The organism is Caulobacter sp. S45 (assembly GCF_903642205.1).
Taxonomy (GTDB): Bacteria; Pseudomonadota; Alphaproteobacteria; order Caulobacterales; family Caulobacteraceae; genus CAHJWH01.
Genome location: NZ_CAHJWH010000048.1, coordinates 1 through 17,809, shown reverse-complemented (window position 1 = coordinate 17,809; position 17,809 = coordinate 1). Strand labels below are relative to the sequence as shown.

At 69.6% G+C, this 17,809-nt stretch carries 14 protein-coding genes; 9 read left to right on the top strand and 5 right to left on the bottom strand.

Annotated elements, in window-relative coordinates; all coding sequences use genetic code 11:
• Nucleotides 1-200: hypothetical protein (locus tag HUV06_RS07125; RefSeq protein WP_174300578.1), on the bottom strand; the 200-nt coding region annotated here is incomplete at its 3' end.
• A gap of 30 nt (nucleotides 201-230) precedes the next feature.
• Here HUV06_RS07125 and tssH point away from each other — a divergent pair.
• From tssH to HUV06_RS07080, 9 genes are all read left to right on the top strand, one after another.
• On the top strand, nucleotides 231-2,849 hold the full coding sequence (gene tssH, locus HUV06_RS07120; protein WP_174300579.1) for a type VI secretion system ATPase TssH: 2,619 nt from the start codon (nucleotides 231-233) through the stop codon (nucleotides 2,847-2,849).
• Nucleotides 2,850-2,939: 90 nt separating this feature from the next.
• Nucleotides 2,940-3,431: a type VI secretion system tube protein Hcp gene (locus HUV06_RS07115; protein ID WP_174300577.1), complete on the top strand. Its 492-nt coding sequence runs from the start codon at nucleotides 2,940-2,942 to the stop codon at nucleotides 3,429-3,431.
• A gap of 88 nt (nucleotides 3,432-3,519) precedes the next feature.
• Nucleotides 3,520-5,229 carry a type VI secretion system Vgr family protein gene (locus HUV06_RS07110; protein WP_174300576.1) on the top strand — a complete coding sequence of 570 codons (1,710 nt, stop codon included), beginning with the start codon at nucleotides 3,520-3,522 and terminating at the stop codon, nucleotides 5,227-5,229.
• A gap of 13 nt (nucleotides 5,230-5,242) precedes the next feature.
• Entirely contained in the window at nucleotides 5,243-6,910 is a 1,668-nt protein-coding gene (gene tagH / locus HUV06_RS07105; RefSeq protein ID WP_174300575.1) for a type VI secretion system-associated FHA domain protein TagH, read from the top strand.
• Between the two features lie 70 nt (nucleotides 6,911-6,980).
• Nucleotides 6,981-8,333, top strand: coding sequence for a type VI secretion system baseplate subunit TssK (tssK, locus tag HUV06_RS07100; RefSeq protein WP_174300574.1), 1,353 nt, complete (start codon nucleotides 6,981-6,983; stop codon nucleotides 8,331-8,333).
• Nucleotides 8,330-9,772 (top strand): type VI secretion system protein TssL, long form, encoded by a 1,443-nt coding sequence (gene tssL, locus HUV06_RS07095; protein ID WP_174300573.1) that lies wholly within the window; start codon nucleotides 8,330-8,332, stop codon nucleotides 9,770-9,772. The genes tssK and tssL overlap by 4 nt, the downstream gene beginning before the upstream one ends.
• A 1-nt stretch (nucleotide 9,773) precedes the next feature.
• Nucleotides 9,774-13,397 carry a type VI secretion system membrane subunit TssM gene (tssM, locus tag HUV06_RS07090; protein ID WP_174300572.1) on the top strand — a complete coding sequence of 1,208 codons (3,624 nt, stop codon included), beginning with the start codon at nucleotides 9,774-9,776 and terminating at the stop codon, nucleotides 13,395-13,397.
• A complete protein-coding gene (gene tagF, locus HUV06_RS07085) occupies nucleotides 13,394-14,074 on the top strand; it encodes a type VI secretion system-associated protein TagF (RefSeq protein ID WP_174300571.1) in 681 nt (226 codons plus the stop codon). The genes tssM and tagF overlap by 4 nt, the downstream gene beginning before the upstream one ends.
• Nucleotides 14,071-14,850 (top strand): PP2C family serine/threonine-protein phosphatase, encoded by a 780-nt coding sequence (locus HUV06_RS07080; protein ID WP_174300570.1) that lies wholly within the window; start codon nucleotides 14,071-14,073, stop codon nucleotides 14,848-14,850. The genes tagF and HUV06_RS07080 overlap by 4 nt, the downstream gene beginning before the upstream one ends.
• Nucleotides 14,851-15,062: 212 nt before the next feature.
• Here HUV06_RS07080 and HUV06_RS07075 read toward each other — a convergent pair whose 3' ends face one another.
• From HUV06_RS07075 to HUV06_RS07060, 4 genes are all read right to left on the bottom strand, one after another.
• Nucleotides 15,063-15,866, bottom strand: a complete 804-nt coding sequence (locus tag HUV06_RS07075) for a hypothetical protein (RefSeq protein WP_174300569.1) — start codon at nucleotides 15,864-15,866, stop codon at nucleotides 15,063-15,065.
• A gap of 139 nt (nucleotides 15,867-16,005) precedes the next feature.
• Nucleotides 16,006-16,461, bottom strand: coding sequence for a hypothetical protein (locus HUV06_RS07070; RefSeq protein ID WP_174300568.1), 456 nt, complete (start codon nucleotides 16,459-16,461; stop codon nucleotides 16,006-16,008).
• Nucleotides 16,458-17,615 (bottom strand): PAAR domain-containing protein, encoded by a 1,158-nt coding sequence (locus HUV06_RS07065; protein WP_174300567.1) that lies wholly within the window; start codon nucleotides 17,613-17,615, stop codon nucleotides 16,458-16,460. Before HUV06_RS07065 ends, HUV06_RS07070 begins: the two co-directional genes overlap by 4 nt.
• Before the next feature lie 2 nt (nucleotides 17,616-17,617).
• The coding region (locus HUV06_RS07060) for a hypothetical protein (protein ID WP_217433675.1) at nucleotides 17,618-17,809 on the bottom strand (192 nt) is incomplete at its 5' end.

Below are 17,809 nucleotides of genomic sequence, written 5' to 3'. Positions count from 1 at the left end.
AAAGGCCGGCTCGGATCGGGCGGGCGCACGCCGCCGAGCAGGGCGCAGGCGGACAGGTGCGCCGGCGCCAGCTCGATGTAGACCCCGCTGGTATAGGCCACGTCGGCGATGTAGCCCTCGCGCCAGGACATCCGGCTCTCCCGATTTTCGCGCCGTGCTTGCAGCGTCGCGCCCTTGTAGCAGGCTTCGATTAGCGTCACGCTTGAACAGGGTGGCGTTTTGGGGTGAGCATGGACTTGAAGGCGCTGGTCGAACGGCTCGACCCCGCGGCGCGCGAGGCGCTGGAGGCGGCGGCGGGCCTGACCCTCTCGCGCACCCACTACAATGTCGAGATCGAGCACTGGCTGCTGAAGCTGATGGAGCCGGCGGACGGCGATGTGGCGGTGATCCTGGACCGCTTCGCAGTGGACGCCGGACGGCTCGAGGCCGAGCTGAACCGCTCGCTAGACCGGATGAAGACCGGCAACGGGCGGGCGCCGGCGCTCGCGCCCAACCTGGTCAAGCTGATCCGCGAGGCGTGGCTCCTGGCCAGCCTGCAGTACGAGGCGCCCGCGGTGCGCGGCGGCCACCTGCTGGCGGCCCTGCTGTCCAGCGACGACCTCTCCCCGCTTGCCCGCGAAACCTCGCGCCAGCTGGAGCTGATCGCGCCGGCCAGGCTCGCCGAGGAGCTGCCGGCCATCCTGGCCCGCAAGGCCGGCGCGGCGGAGGCGGGCGAGGCTGCTCAGGACGGCGGCGCGACGCAGGCGGCTTCGGCCAAGCACCAGGCGCTGGACAAGTACTGCATCGACCTGACCGCCCGCGCGCGCGCCGGGGAGCTGGACCCGGTGCTGGGCCGCGACCCCGAGATCCGCCAGATCATCGACATCCTGAGCCGTAGGCGCCAGAACAACCCCATCCTCACCGGCGAGGCCGGCGTCGGCAAGACCGCGGTGGTGGAGGGTTTTGCGCTGCGCATCGCCGCCGGCGACGTGCCCGAGGCGCTCCGCACCGTGCGGCTGCTGACGCTGGACCTCGGCCTGCTGCAGGCCGGCGCGGGCGTGAAGGGGGAGTTCGAGAACCGGCTGAAGTCGGTGATCGAGGAGGTCCGCGCCTCGCCCACGCCCATCATCCTGTTCGTGGACGAGGCGCACACCCTGGTGGGCGCCGGCGGGGCGGAAGGACAGGGAGACGCCGCCAACCTGATGAAGCCGGCCCTGGCCCGGGGCGAGCTGCGTACGATCGCGGCCACCACCTGGGCGGAGTACAAGAAGTATTTCGAGAAGGACCCGGCGCTCACCCGCCGCTTCCAGGTCATCAAGGTGGAGGAACCCGGCGAGGCCGACGCCATCCTTATGATGCGCGGCCTGGTGGACACGCTGGAGCGCCATCACGGCGTGCGCATCCTGGAGGAGGCGGTGGCGGCAAGCGTGCGCCTCTCCCACCGCTACATCTCCGGCCGCCAATTGCCGGACAAGTCCATCAGCCTGCTCGACACCGCCTGCGCCCGCGTCGCGGTCAGCCGCGCCGCCACGCCCGCTGCAGTGGAAGACGTGCGGCGGCGGATCGAGCAGCTCGACGTCGAGCTTCGTATCCTCGACCGCGAGCAGGCCTCGGGCGGCGACCATGCCAAGACCCTGGCCGAGCGCGAGGCAGCCAGGGCCACGGCCGAAGCCGAGCGTGAGGGGTTGGAGGCGCGCTGGGCCGAGGAGAAGGGCTTGATCGATCGGCTCGTCGAACAGCGCCACGCGCTCCAAGCCGCTCAGGACGATGAGGCGGCGCGCGAGAGCGCCCGAGCCGACCTGATCAAGCTCCGCGCCGAGCTGGAGGCCCTTCAGGGCGAGCGCCCGCTGGTGTTCGACATGGTGGACCGCAACGCCGTGGCCGACGTGCTGGCGGCCTGGACCGGCATCCCCGTGGGCCGCATGGTCTCCGACGACATCAAGGGCGTGCTCGACCTGGGCCCGCGCATGGCCGAGCGCATCCGCGGCCAGCCCCAGGCGATCGCGGCGATCGCCGAGGCGATGCGGGTGGCGCGCGCGGGCCTCGCCGATCCGAAGAAGCCGCTCGGCGTCTTCCTGATGTGCGGCACCTCGGGCGTCGGCAAGACCGAGACCGCCCTGACGCTGGCCGACCTGCTCTATGGCGGCGCGCAGGCGCTCACGGTGATCAATATGAGCGAGTTCAAGGAGGAGCATAAGGTCTCCATGCTCGTCGGCTCGCCGCCCGGCTACATCGGTTACGGCGAAGGGGGCGTGCTGACCGAGGCGGTGCGGCGGCGGCCCTTCGGCGTGATCCTGCTGGACGAGATGGAGAAGGCGCATCCTGGCGTGCAGGACGTCTTCTACCAGGTGTTCGACAAGGGCCAGCTCCGCGACGGGCAGGGCCGCGACATCGACTTCCGCAACACCCTGATCATCATGACCTCCAACGCCGGCACGGAGACCATAGAGAAGCTGTTCGCCGACCCGGAGACCCTGCCGGATGCGGCAGGGCTCGCGCAGGCGTTGCGGCCGGAACTGCTGAAGACCTTTAAGCCGGCCTTTCTTGGCCGGGTGACGGTGGCGCCCTACGCGCCCCTGCCGCCGGAGATCATCCGCGAGATCGTGGAGCTGGCCTTGGGCCGCGTGCGGGGGAGGATCGCCTCGACCTACGGGGCCCACTTCGACTGGAGCCCTCAGGCCGCCGATGCCATCGCCGCGCGCTGCACCGAGACCCAGAGCGGGGCGCGCAACATCGAGGCGATCTTGAACCAGACCGTCGTTCCGGCGCTGGCGGAACGGATGTTGTCCAGGATGATCGAACAAAAGGTCGCCACGAGCATTACACTAAGCGTCGACGAGGGCGGCGAGTTCGGATATCAAATCTTGTGATCGCGGGCGGGCTGCGACCGGCGCGATAGTTGCTTCGAGGGGGTCCAGAGGCGGGCCTGAGTCTCGGGCGTGTCAAAAGGGAACGGGTTCATGGCGGCCTATCTGAAGTTGGACGGCTTCACGGGTAACGTGACCAAGGGTCAGTACGTGGGCTGGATCGAGGTCGAATCCTTTAGCTGGGGCTTCTCCGTTCCTGTCCAGACCACGGTAGGGTCGTCGACCAATCGCATGTCCGCCGGCAAGGTGACGCCCGGCGACATCCACATGGTCAAGAAGCAGGACCAGACCAGCGCCAAATTCATGCTGGACTCCATGAACGGGTCGGTGATCCCCACGGCGACGCTGGCGGTGACCATGCCCTCGGCCAGTGGCGGCCAGGACAAATACATGGAGTACACGATGACCAACGTCATCACGTCCGCGTACAACACTTCCGGCTCGCAAGGTCAGCACGAGCCCATGGAGAACATCTCGCTGAACTTCACCAAGGTGCAGATCAGCCAGTACTCCACCGACTCCAGCGGCAAGGCGATGGCCGCCCAGCGGGGCAGCTTCGACTTCATGACCGCCGCCGGTTCCTGAGCCAACGCGGCGGTCCGCGGACCGCCGCCCTCATCCGCTCCGGTCATGCCGCAGCGGGGCAGGTCGTCCGCGGGCGTGCGAGTGAACGATGGACTCAGGGCGCGATCCCAAGAACTTCCTGAAGCTCATCGAGAGTCCCGGCTCGGTCGAGAACTATTACCTGTTCCGGCTTGAAGGCGAGGAGAAGCTCTCCGCGCCTTTCGAGTTTCGACTCACCATCCGGTCCAAGGGTGACATCCCCGCGGCGTCCGCCTGGGTGGGGTCGTCGATCACCTTTGTGATGGGGCTGTCGGACGACACGCCTCGCATGGTCAACGGGCAATGCATCCGCTTCGAGCACGTCTATCAGAAGGGCGGCTATGTGGAGTTCGCCGTGCTCATCTCCGCCTCGCTCTCCGGAACCCGGCTGAACCGCGACAACCGCATCTTCACCGCCAAGACCGCCAAGCAGATCGTGGCGCAGATCCTCTCCGAGCACGCTATCGCCTTCGACGACAGCAAGGTCACGGGCGTCACGACCGTCCGCGAATACTGCACTCAGTACGGCGAGACGGACTATGACTTCATCAACCGACTGATGGAGAGCGAGGGCGTATTCTACTACTTCCGCTATGACGAGAATGCCGGTCAGTACAAACACAAGATGTACATGGCCGACGATCCGGCCGGCTTCTTCGACGGGGCGCCGCTTCAGGTGTCGTACCGCAAGGGGCCGCACCATCCGGGGCTGAAGGACGTAGCGACCTCCTACGCCGCTTCCAGCGGGAACTGGCTGACCAACGACTACGACTTCAAGAAGCCCACCAACCTGACGCCCACCAAGACCGCCACCCGGCTCGGCTACGCTGCAAAGCCGGCCCAGCAGTACCACTGGCCCGGCGGCGGCTACACGCCCGACGATGTGCGCCGCCAGTCCAAGCTGGCCATGGAAGGCTTGGAATCCGGCGCCCTGCTGGTCCAGGGCACAGGTCGCTATGTGGGCTTTACCCCCGGGGCGCGCTTTGAGATCGACGATCCGCGGCTGAGCCCGCAGGAGCGGCGGATCGCGGTGAAGTCCGTCTCCCACCAGGCCTTCGACCCCTGGGGGCTGGAGGAGGGCGAGCCGAGCTACGACCAGCGGTTCACCGCGGTGCCCAGCGACCAGACCCACCGCCCGGACAAGGTCACGCCGGCGGCCACGGTCCGCGGGCCGCAGACCGGCGTGGTCACCGACCAGACCGATCCGGAGGGCTTCGGGCGCATCCAGGTGCGTTTCCACTGGGACCATGCGGGCATGTCCACCTGCTGGCTGCGGGTGGCGCAGCAGTGGGCGGGCGGCAAGATCGGCTCGCAGTTCGTCCCCAGGATCGGCATGGAGGTGCTGGTGGACTACCTGGAAGGCGACCCGGACCGCCCGATGGTGGTCGCCTGCCTCTACAACGGCGACAACAAGCAGCCCTACGACACCCCAGCCCACCTCAGCCAGGCCGGCTGGCGCACCATGAGCTATCCCTCAGGCGGCGTCGCCAACGAGTTCATCTTCGAGGACAAGGCGGGGGCGGAGGAGATCTACACCTTCGCCGGGCGCAACCTGCGGCGGGTGACGGTGAAGGACGAGAGCGTCCAGATCGGCCAGAACAGCACCCTGGCCATCGTCGGCGACAGCAGCCAGGACGTGCAGGGGACGATGAAGCTTCACGTGAAGGGGGCGCTGGCGATCAGCTCCGACACCTCCATCACCTTGACGGTGGGGGCGAGCACGGTCTCCATTACGGGCCAGGAGGTCGCCATCACCTCGCCCATGATCAAGCTGAACTGAGCGCCGCCGCCCTATGATCGCGCTCCGACTGTTCTCCGCCGCCGACCCCAGCCGCCAGATCGACGTGCGGGTGCTGGGCGAGCGGGAGGAGGTCACTCTCGGTCGCGACGCGGCTGCGGGTTGGGCCCTGCCCGATCCGGACCGGGCGCTCTCGCGGCTGCACCTGAAGGTGGGGGTGCGCGACGGCGCGGTGAGCGTCACCGACACCAGCACCAACGGCGTCACCTCGGCCACGCAAGGAGGGCGCCTGCCCCGGGACCAGCCCGTGCGGGTGGAGCCCGGCGAGCGGCTGGAGCTCGGCCCCTACGTGCTGCTGATCGAGCGCAGTGACCACGTCTCCGCGCCCGCGCCCCAGGCGCGGCGAGAGGACGCCAATCCCTTCGCGCCGATGGGCGGGAGCGAGGAGCCGCCGGAACGGCGCCAGCGCGTCGATCCCTTCGCCAGCGGCATGGCGCCCGATCCGCTCGCCGCCGACCCTTTTGCCGACGACGGATTGGGGCTGGGCCCGCTCGGCCGCTCGCCTGCCCGTTCGGGCGCCGGATTGTCTGGCGGCGATGCCTGGGAGCGCCGGGATGGCGGCCGTGCCGGCGACTGGAACGCAGGCCCCACCCGCGCCGAGCCGGTCATCGGCGCACCCCAGGCTTGGCGCGAGCCGCCGGCCCGGGACGCGGACGATGGCGGCTTCGGCTTCGACGCGCCCTTCCGCCAGCCCATCCTGCGCGCCCCGGACCTCGCCGCCAGCGACCTCGCCATACCCTCCGACTGGGACGCCGCGCCGCCCAGCCACCCGGAGCCGGCGGACCAGGACCCTGCGCCTGCTCCGCCTTCTCCTTTCGACGCCCCGGCGAAAGGATCTGAGGACTTGGAGCCACGACGCCGGCTTTCACCTCGTTCCGAGCTTGTCGAGGGACGAGGCGTCCACCATCCGCGCGAGGGCACCGTCCTTCGACAGGCCCAGGATGAGGCCGAAGGTGAAGGGGGCGAGCCGGCTGTCGAGCCCGGTGAGAGCGCGCCCGCCATCAAGGTCAAACCCGCTACGCCGCCCCCCGCCGCTCCGGCGCCGTCGCCGCCCTCCGCTCCCGCCGCGCCTGGCGCATCCTCCGGCCTGTTCGAGGCCTTCTGCGCCGGCGCCAAGCTCGACCCCGCCGCCCTGGCCGGCGAGGATCAGGCGGCGATGATGGAGCGGCTGGGGGCGGTGTACCGGCACATGGTGCTGGGGTTGAGCGACGTGCTCGGCGAGCGGACGGCGCTCAAGAACGAGTACCGCATGGTGCGCACCACCATCCAGGCGGACGAGAACAACCCTTTCAAGTGGGCGCCGCCGCAGAAGGTGGCGAGCGAGCTGCTGCGCGCCGCCAACGACGGCTTCCTCGACGGTCCGGCGGCGGTGGCGGAGTCCTACCAGGACGTGAAGAAGCACCTGCTCTGCATGCTTGCGGGGCTACGCGCCGCCTTGTCGTCCAGCCTGGACACCTTGGCGCCGGCGCAGATCGAAGAGGCCATCAAGGACCAGTCCTTCGTGCTGAAGCCGCGTGCAGCCGTGGCCTGGGCCGAGTACGTCAAGGTCTATGGCCAGTATCGCCGCGAGGCCGAAGACAGTGCGGACAGCCCGGTGAACCGGGCGTTCCGCGCCGCCTACGAGAAACAGCTCGACGAATTGGACAGGATGGCGCTGCGCTGAGCGGCGACAGGGGGATGGGGTTGGACTCGACGAACAAGACTGAAGCCAACCGTTCCGTCGGCGCGGCCTGATGTCGGCCTATTGGGACAACAAGGTGCTGTGGGCGGAGGGCATGTTCCTGCGCACACAGCACTTCCAGCAGTTCGAACGCTACCTGGAGAAGCTGGCGCGCACCAACGCCCAGGCGCTCCGCCCGCTCGCCTGGGGCTTCACCGCGCTGGAGATCGATGCGGCCCTGCTGAAGACCGGCGTGTTCGCCCTCTCGCGCGCCAGCGGCCTGCTGCCGGACGGCACCGCCTTCGACATCCCCGGCGACGACGACCACCCCACACCGCTCGCCGCCCCGGCGGACCTGCGCAACGCCGTGCTGCACCTCGCGCTGCCCATCCGCCGTCAGGGTGCGGCGGAGGCCCGGCTGGAGGCCGGCGGCGACCAGGCGGTGCGGTGGATCGGCCAGCAGGTGGAGGTGGTGGACACCATCGCCGGCTCCGCCTCGCCGGCCGACCTGACCGTGGCCAAGCTCGACCTCAAGCTGATGCACGAGCGCCAGGAGCTGGCCGGCTACGTCACCCTGCCGGTGGCGCGGCTGGTGGAGAAGGGGCTGGACGGCACGCTGAGCCTGGACGCCCCCTTCTCGCCCACCGTGCTCGACGTGGGCGCCTCGCCCGTGCTGCGGAGCGCCCTGGCCGAAATCCGCGGCCTGCTGCAGCACCGCGCCGCCGCCATCGCCGCGCGCCTGTCCAGCCCCGGCGGCAAGGGCAGCGCGGAGATCACCGACTTCCTGGTGCTGATGCTGGCCAACCGCAACGACATGGCGCTGCGCCACCTCTCCAGCCTGCCCTCGCTGCACCCGGAGCGGCTGTACGAGGCCTTCGCCATGCTGGCGGGGGAGCTCTCCACCATCACCGACACGGTGACCAATCGCCCGCCCAAGCTGCCGCCCTACCGCCATACCGACCTGCAGGGCAGTTTCGAGCCCTTGATGGCCTTCCTGCGCGAGGCGCTGAGCGCCGTGTTCGAGCAGACCGCCATCTCCATCCCGCTGGAGGAGCGCGCCTACAACATCCGCGTCGGGCGTGTCACCGACCGCTCGCTGTTCACCGACTGCGTCTTCGTGCTGGCGGCGAAGTCGTCGGTGGACCCGGAGACGTTGCGGGTGAACCTGCCCAAGCGCACCACCATCGGCCCGGTGGAGCGCATCCGCGACCTGGTGAACCTGCAGCTCGGCGGCGCACCGATCCGGGCTCTGCCCACCGAGCCCCGCCAGATCCCCTTCCGCTCCGGCATGGTCTATTTCGAGATCAACGCCAACGCCGAGGACTGGAAGCTGGTGGAGCGCTCCGGCGGCGCGGCGCTGCACGTCTCCGGCGACGTGCCTGACCTGGCGCTGGAGCTCTGGGCCATCCGGGGCCGCGTCCGGTGAGCCCCTCTCCGCGCGACCCCTTCAGCTTCGACGAGGACGAGGGCGAACGCACCGTCATCCGCCCGGGCGCGGGTGCGGTGCAGCGGGGCTTCGACCAGGACGACGCGACCCAGGTCGGCGACTTCGGTCCGGAGGCGGACAATCCCTTCGCCCCGCCCTCGGCCAAGTCCCGCCCCAAGCCCAAACGCGGGCGGGAGCCGGAGGAGGCGTCCGGCCGTGCCGTCTCCACCGCGCCCATCGAGGCCACCGGCCCGAACCCGCTGATCGCGGCCGGCGCGCGCCTCATCGCGCTGGCCAATGCATTGCGCGCCGAGACCCGCTACGACGACATCGGCCGGCTGCGCCAGGAGGTGATCGACGAGCTGCGCGGCTTCCAGGCCTCCGTGCGCGAGCAGGGCAGCTCCGACGAGGAGGTGCGCTACGGCCACTACGCCCTGTGCGCGTTGCTGGACGAGGTGGTGCTGTCCACTCCCTGGGGCGCCAAGAGCGCCTGGGCGCGCCAGACGCTGGTCGCCACCTTCCACAACGAGGTGGTCTCCGGCGACCGCATGTTCGAGATCGCCGAGGCCCTGGAGCAGCGCCCCAATCGCGCTCCGAACCTGCTGGAGCTGATCTATCTCTGCCTCTCCTTCGGGTTCGAAGGGCGGATGCGGCTGGACCGCCAGGGCGCGAGCCGCCTGTTCACCCTGCGCGAACGCATCTACGGCGTGCTCCGCAACCTCCGCGGCCCCTACGAGCGCACCCTGTCGCCGCAGTGGCGCGGCGAGGACGCCGCCTACCAGGCGCTCGGCCGCCAGATACCCCTGTGGGTCTACGGCGCCAGCTTCGCCCTGCTGGCGGTGCTGATCTACGCCGGCTTCTTGTTCGCCCTCGCGGCCGCGGGTTCGCGCGCGGTGAAGCCGCTATCGGCGATTTACGCCGCAGGGCCTGCGCGGCTCAGCCGCTCCGCACCCCCGCCGCCGTCCGACACGCGCCTGTTCCAGACCATCACCGGCATCCTCAAGCCCGATATCGACGCCGGCCGGGTGGCCGTGGTCGATCAGCCAGATTCGGTGCTGGTCCGGCTGAAGGACAAGGGACTGTTCGCCTCCGGCTCCGCCGACCTCGACGCCGGCTATGACGAGACCCTGCGCCGGGTCACCCAGGCCATCGCCCTGACCGTCGGCGACGTGCCGGTCACCGGCCACACCGACAACCAGCCGGTCCGCTCGCTCCGCTTCCCCTCCAACCAGGCCCTGTCGGAGGCCCGCGCCAAGACCGTCACCGACAAGCTGACCGCCGACGGCGCGGCCGCCGACCGGTTGAAGCCGTCCGGCGTCGGCGAGACCCAGCCCGTGGCCAGCGACGCCGACGACGCCGGCCGCCGCCAGAACCGCCGGGTGGAGGTGGCCATCCCCAAGACCTACGCCGCCCCCGCCGGCGCCTCGAGGATCATGTGACGTGAGCCTCGTCGCCTCCTCCTTCCGCTCGCCCCGCCTGCCACGCATCACCGTGCCGCGCTGGGTCTTCATGGTGCTGGGCGCCGTGCTGCTGGCGGCCCTGATCTGGCTGGTGGGGCCGCTCGTCTCCATCGCCGGCCACGCGCCGCTCGCCGGCTGGATCGCCCGGCTGGTCGCCATCGCCCTGGTGGCGGCGGCGTTCGGCGGGTGGTTCCTCTACAAGCGGTTGCGCGCCGGGCGGGCCAACTCGGCCCTGGTCAGCGAACTCGCCGCCCCACCAGCCTCCGCGCCTCCCGCCGACGACCTCTCCGCCCAGGACGTGAAGGCGATGGAGGAGCGGGCGGCCAAGGCGCTTGAGCTGATGCGCGGCGCCCGGGTCGGGCCCCAGCGCGAGCTGGTCTACGAGCTGCCCTGGTACGTGATCATCGGCCCGCCGGGGGCCGGCAAAACCACCGCCCTGCACAACTGCGGCCTGCATTTCCCCGTGGCGCAGGAGGTGGGAGCCGCGCCGCTGCGAGGCATCGGCGGCACCCGCACTACCGACTGGTGGTTCACCGACAGGGCCGTGCTGATCGACACCGCAGGCCGCTACACCACCCAGGACAGCCACGAGGCCGCCGACGCCAAGGCTTGGAACGGCCTGCTCGACCTGCTGAAGCGCTATCGTCCGCGCCAGCCGCTCACCGGCGTCATCGTCGCCTTGCCGGTCCCGGACCTCTTGGCGGCCGACGAGGGCGAGGTGCTGGCCCACGCCCGGGCGGTGCGGTCGAGGATCAACGAGATCGGCCAGAAGTTCGGCGTCCGCACGCCGGTGTATCTGCTGTTGACCAAGGTCGACCTGCTGGCGGGCTTCGCCGAGTTCTTCGACGACCTGGACGCCACCGGGCGCGAGCAGGTCTGGGGCCACACCTTTCCGCTCCGCACCGACGCCGCCGCGGGCGGCGAGGCGCAAGGGGCTGGGGAGGCGTTCGACGCCCTGGTCCAGCGCCTGAACGACCGCCTGCTCGCCCGGGTGCAGTCCGAACGCGACATCCAGCGGCGGGGGCTGATCTTCGGCTTCCCGCAACAGGTGGCCGCGCTGCGCGGCGCCCTGGAACCGCTGCTGCAGATCCTCGCCCGTGACACCCGCTTCGAGCCCGTGCCCCTGATCCGCGGCTTCTACCTGACCAGCGGAACCCAGCACGGCCGGCCCATCGACCGCCTGCTGGCCTCGCTCTCGGCCAAGTTCGGGGTGACGGCCACAGCCGTCGGCGGCGGCACGGCCAAGGGGCGCAGCTATTTTCTCGGCGACCTGCTGAACAAGGTCATGTTCCCCGAGGCCGCCCTGGCCGGCCGCGACCCGCTGACCGAGCGCCGGCGACGCACTTTGAAGCTGGCGGTGGCGGCGGGGGGAGGGGCGCTGGTCCTGCTGCTCTCCGTCGGCTGGCTGGTGGGCTATCTGCACAACGCGCACCTGATCCACCTGCTGGCCGACCGCTCCGCCAAGCTGCAGCACGACGTGAGCACGGGACCCCAGGGCGAGGTCAGCGACAGCGACGTCACCACCGTGCTGCCGATCCTGGACGAGGCTCGCAGCCTGCCCTTCGCCACCACCGCGCCAAAAGGCTTGGCCGAGCCCGGCCTCTCCTTCGGCCTGAACCGCACGCGCGCGCTGCGTCTCCAGGTGGACGGCGCCTACCGCAACCTGCTGAACCGCCTGATGCTGCCTCGGCTGGTCCTGGGGGTGGAGGATCGGCTGCGCGTCCTGGTGCAGCAGCCCGAAGGCGGCGCCGATGTGCGCAGCGACATCTACGGCCTGCTGCGCATCTACCTGATGCTGGGCCGGAGCCCCGGCGCACCCCTGGAGCGCGGCCAGATCGAGGGCTGGTTCGCCAATGCCTGGTCCGACCGCTTCCCCGGCCAGGAGGACGATGCGCTGCGCGCCGGGCTCGAAGCCCATCTCTCAACTCTGCTCTCCGGCCCGCTCTCGCCGCCCGCGCTCGACGGCGACCTGATCGCGGCGGCCCGGGCCAACGTGGCGAGCCTCAGCCCCGGAGAGCGCGTCTATAGCCGCTTGCTCAGCGACCCTGCGCTCACCGGCCTCGCGGCCTACAGCCTGATGGATGCGCCGGGCGTCGGCTCGTCCGGCCTGTTCCAGCTCAAGTCCGGCAAGCCGCTGACCAGCGGCATCCCCGGCATGTTCCGCCACCAGGCCTTCTTCTCCACCGTCTTGCCGGCCATCGGCAAGGCCGCCACCGAGTCGTCCAACGAGGGCTGGGTCATGGGCCAGTCCCAGCAGGGCACGGCGTTGAGCGAAGCCGGACGGATCAAGGACGGCATCCTGGTCGCCTACCTGTCCGACTTCACCAAGCGATGGGACGCCTTCATAGACGACATCGGCGTCAGCGGCCGCTATCTGCCCGACGACCGCATCCGCCGCGCGTTGCAGCCGCCCTCGCCGCTGAAGCAGCTGATCGAATCGCTCGCCAGCGAGACCAACCTGACGCCGCCCAGCCTCAACACGCGCACCGGTGGCGGCATGGCGGGCAACCTGCTCCGTACGTCCTCTCTATTCTCGCGGCGCATCTACAGCGGCCTGAACCGGGTGAACCGGGTGGAGCAGGTCAACTCAGGCCAGCCGCCGGCGCCCCCTGGCCCGCTCGACGAGGTGATCGAGCACTACCGTTGGCTGCGCGAGCTGACGCCGTCCACCAGCGGACCCTCGCCCATCGACGATGCGCTTGACGCCCTCAAGCAGGCCGCCGACGCCAACGTGGCGGCCAAGAGCGCCGGCGGCATGGGTGATCCCCTGCTGCAGCACACCGCCACCAGCTCCGCCATGGCGGCCACGGCCAAGCTGCAGCAGACCTCCCACGCCCTGCCGCCGGTGGCGGGCGCCCTGTTCAACGGTTTCGTTTCCTCCAGCACCCAGTCCCTGAACCAGGGGGCGCTGAACAGCATCGAGCAGACCTGGACCACCCAGATCGTCCCACAGTGCAAGTCGATCACCGCACAGGGCTTCCCCTTCTCAAGCTCCGGCCACCAGGTCTCCATCGACGACTTCAGCCGGCTGCTGCGGCCGGGCGGGCTGATCGACCAGTTCCAGACCGCCAACATGACCGGCCAGCTCGACACCTCGGGCCGGAATTGGGGGCTGTCCGCGTCCGGCCGCGCGCTGGGCCTCCAGCTCGCCAGCGTCCGCCAGCTCCAGACCGCCGACCGCGTCCGCCAGGCCTTCTTCAAGCCCGGCGACGTACGGCCCAACGTGCGGTTCACGCTCGAGCCGGTCAGCTTCACGGGCTCGCCGTCCGCGGTGACGCTGAGCGTGGACGGGGCGCCGGCGGCGTTCAGCACCGTGGCCCGCAACTCGGTCGAACTCCGCTGGCCAGGTCAGGCGCCCGGCGTCACGCTGAGCTTCCAGGGCGCGCCAAAGGCGTCGCCGGCGGTGCGGAGCTGGAGCGGCGACTTCGCCTTCCTGCAGATGCTGCAGGATGCGCAGAAGAGCGCCGCCAGCGCGTCGGGCGTCACCTTCCAGGTGGGCACCGGCGCCTATGCCGCGACCTTCCGGCTACGGCTTACCGACACCACGTCCGACCCCTTCCTCCTGCCGGAGCTGAAGACCTTCGCCTGCCCGGGCAAGCTGTGAACGGCGCGCGCGCGCCTTGCGGCCTGTTCGGCAAGACACCGGCCGCCGGCGACTTCCTGCGCCTGAACCTTCCAGCCGGTACGGCTTCTGTCCTGGACGCCTGGATCGAGGCCGGCCTCGCCCACCTCGCTGCCCAGGCGACCGACTGGGCCCACGGCTTTGCCGACGCTCCGGCCTGGCGGTTCGTGACGACAGCCGGCGAGGCCGGCCCGTCGCCTCTCGCCGGCGTCGTCGCGCCTAGCCGCGATCGCGTGGGACGGAGCTTTCCCTGCATGGCCCTGGCCCCGCTCGATGGCCTGGAGCCGCAGGCCGCCGTCGCCTGCACGCCCTGGTTCGACCGGGCGGAAGCCGCTGTCGCGGTCGCCCGGGACGGCGGGACACCTGACGCCCTAGCCGTCAAATTCGCTGCGCTCGGCGCGCCCCGAGCCGACGATCTGGACGTGTTGAGCCTTCGAGCCCGCTCCACCGACGACGGCTTGTTCCTGGACGTGCGCAGCGGGCCGGACGGCCGGGCGGTGACGCTGCAGGCGGTGCTGGAGACCACCCCGCTGGCCAGCGGCGCGAGCCTGTGGTGGCGCCACACCGGCGCGGGGGCCAAGGTGCTGATGACCCCTGGCCTGCCGGGGCGCGAGGCCTTCGCCGCCCTGTTCCGCGCATCCGAGGGCGAACGGCCGTGAGCGCCTCCCCGCGCCTCGTCTTCGAGTCGGTCGCGCGCACCCACGTGGGCAATGTCCGCCGCTTGAACGAGGATAATTTCTGCGACCGCCTGGACATCGGCCTTTGGGCCGTGGCCGACGGCATGGGCGGCCACCAGGCGGGCGAGGTGGCGAGCGGCCTGATCGTGGAAGCGCTGGGCCGGGTGGACGACACCTCTTCCGGCTACGCCTTCCTGGACGACGTGCGCGACAGCATCCTGCGGGTGAACCGCACCCTGATCGCCCGGGCCGCAGTGATGGCGCCAGGTTCGGTGATCGGGTCGACCGTGGTGGCGCTGCTGGCGTTCGGCGGCCATTATGCGTGCCTCTGGGCAGGGGACAGCCGGGGCTATCTGTTGAGGGACGGCCGCTTCGAGCAGATCACCCGCGACCACAGCCGCCTGCAGGAGCTACTGGACTCCGGCTCCCTCTCCCGCGCCGAGGCGAAGAGCTACACCCGTTCCAACGTCATCACACGGGCGGTGGGCGTCACCGACCGGCTGGCGCTGGACATGCAGCAGGGGCCGGTGGAGCCCGGCGACGTCTTCCTGCTCTGCTCTGACGGGCTCACCGGCATGCTGGACGACCGCGAGGTCGCCGCCCTCCTGCAAGACCCGTCTCTCGAGACCGCCGCCGACGCCCTGATTGCGAGCACGCTGGAGCGAGGCGCCAAGGACAACGTCACCGTGGTGCTCGTCCGCGCCTGCCCCAATCCCGACCACACCTTGAACCAGCAGCGGGACGTCTTCTTCAGCTGAGGGGAAGGCGAGGATAGCTGCGTGCAGTGTATCCGCTCATCCCGGCCGAATGACGGGACCAGATCGAAAAACTCGCGTCCAGACGGTGGGGAACGCCCTTACTCCAAACCTTGTCACCTTGATCTGGGTCTTGGCATTTGTAGGGATGAGCGGGGGAGCGGCTGGGCTGCAGGAGGTCTGAAAAGCGCCTGACCCGTTCAAGCTCAATCTCTTCACAGCCCAGACCACCCGCTCCCGATCCGCACCAGCGCACTCTTGGCCAGCAGTCCCGCATCCAGCGCCTGGCCGGCGAGCCTGGTTGCGGTGGCCGGCTTCTCGGGCGGCGTGGGGTCCAGGAACCCCGGACCCAGGTTGGCCATCAGCCCGCGCGAGCGCATCTGCTGGCCCATCCAGGCCGAGACCTGCATTTGGCAGGCAGCGTCCTCGGTGACGAACCTCCAGCCCACGCCTCCGAGCGCCCCGTGCGAACCCTTGAACACGCTGGGCGTCTGGTGGTCGCCGACGCCGCGCCAGTTCAGCCCCGTATTACCGAAGAAGGGGCGGCAAGGGTTGGAGCTGTCGCCGAGCTTCTTGCTGTCGCTGAGCGTGCCCTCGTACTTCATCACGAAGGCCAGGCTCTGGTCGCGCCGCGCTATGCGGCTGAAGGCGACATTGCCGGGGATCACCTCGCCGCCCGGATACGGATGGCGCGCCACGGGGTCGAACAGGAACATGGAGTGCACCGGCACGCCGATGCCCTCCAGCTGCTCGGCCGCCATGATCACCGCCGAGCCGCCCCGGCTATAGCCCACCAGCATGATCTGGACGCTGGGGTCGCGGGCGTACTCGGTGACGCACCAGCCGAAGGCCCGCGCCGCCTCCGGCAGGGTCTCCATGCCCATGGCGTTAGGGCCGCGCTGGTAGTTGGCCGCGCTGCCCAGCTGCAGCGACAGCACGTGGCAGAACGACTTCTCCATCGCCTTGTCGTAGCCGACGGCAGGCCCCGTCCCGTCTACGATCGCGACCCGTATGGCCACTGCCGCCGCCCCTCTACCGCCTCTTCGACGATAAGCTATCATGTCGCCTGGCGCGAGACTCGGGTGAAGTGGCTGAGATATCCAGAGGACTGAGCCACCGCTCAGGCCGACCTCAAGCCTCTATGCCGAGCGTGCGTCATCAAGCGTCGACGGGTCGGAAAGTGTGGGCGCCATTGAGAAAGGCTCGAATGTCAGCGCTGGCGTCGGCGCGACTCGGCCCATGTTCGGTCATCCAGCCACGCTCACCCCTGAGCACGTCCGTTCCGGCTCTGCTTAGATGGCGAGCAAGAACGTCAAGTTGAAGCCTGACATAGTCGTAGAACGACGTGTTCCTCGGTTCGGCCGGGACAAGAACCAGTCTGTCTCGCCGCGCTCGCAACATGAGCGAATTGATCGAATAGAGAGGCAGTGTCGGCTGGTCTCGATCTATGTAGGTAATGTCGACGCCGTCCCGGGTGGCAAATATCTGGAGCAGGAGATTTGGTCCGGATACATACGCCCTGTTTTCACCGTTGGCAGCTGTCGAGAGATTAAAGCTTTTGATCAATTCAAGCCATCGTTCACGAAGGATGGTTTCCAGCTCTTCACCAGTCATCTTACCATCGTCCCATTCTCGTAATGATAGCCGTTGTCCTGTAGGAATTGTACTTCGCGGCCGAAACCAGTTGGCTCCATTTTCCCGGTACTGTCATTCATACGGCTCAATACCGAATTACCACCGGGGTCCACTGCATCAGGCGACGTCGCCATCAAGATGGGATCGCCTCTGTCCACAGCGTTCTGCAGCCACGGTTGATTGTATTCGGTCCAGAAATCGGGCGAATTGTTCGCGACATCATCAGGGACGTTCAAGACGTTCAGCTGCCCGGGCTTGGGTCCGAAATCTGTACTCTTGACGTTCCCCATCTCGTCGACGACGTGGGACGTGTCCATCCTGTAGCTGCCCAGCACCGTCGTGGTCTTGCCGGGCGTACCTTCCAAGGTGACGCCGCTCGTCGGCGTGTAGTCGAGCTTCTGGACGGGGGGCTCAATCCCGCCGCCCCGCTCCTCCATCGCCCGGCCGAGCGCCTTGGCCCCCGTCTGCAGGGCGCGAGATAGGCCGGTGGCCTCCACCTCGGCCAACGCCGGACCGACGGCGCGGGCCAGCCCGCCCAAGGCCGGCAGCAGACTGACCACGACGACAGCCCAGCGCGCCCAGGCGGGCACCTCCGACTGGATGCCGGCGAAGGTGCCGGTCGGGCCGCCGATCAGCACGTCGGGCGAGCCCTGCGTGATCACCGCGCCACAGGTGCATCTGTCGCCGACGCGTACGGCGGACCGGCCGTTGATCCCTACGGTGAGCGAGCCCTGGGCGACCTTGCCGGCGTCGCAGCTCTCCGCATCGAGGACGCGAGCGGCGGGCGAGCCGTTGATGAACACGTTCGGCGAGCCGTCCGACACCTGGCCCGAAGTCGGACCCAGGCTTGCGGCGCCGAGCTTTTCTCCTTCCTCTTCGGCCAGTCCCATGAGCTTCCCACCGACGAGCGCGTTGAGCCCGAACTCGCCCACGGTGGCGGCGACGCCCACGACCAGGGGGGTGGCGAGTCCGGCGGAGCCGACTTCCAGGGCGGCCGCGCCCACTACAGCCCCGATCACGACCGCGGTCCCGATCGCAGCCGCCAGGCCCACCGCCGCACCGGCCAGGAATCCCCCAAGCGCATGACTGTGGGCGACGGGGTCGTGCAGGCGGGCGGCGTGGGCTTCGACCATGCTCAGGCGCTTGTGGAGGTAGGTACGAGCGGCATCAGCGGGCGGCGCCCGGCGACCGCCGCGGGAACGGGCGCGTGGGCGGCGCCTGGCGCGGGCGCAGCGTGGCCGCCGCCGGATATCGGCAGCGGGTTGAAGTGCAATGAAGGCGTGGTCTGCATCTGGTCAGGCATGGTCTTGGCTGACTGCGAAGTAGC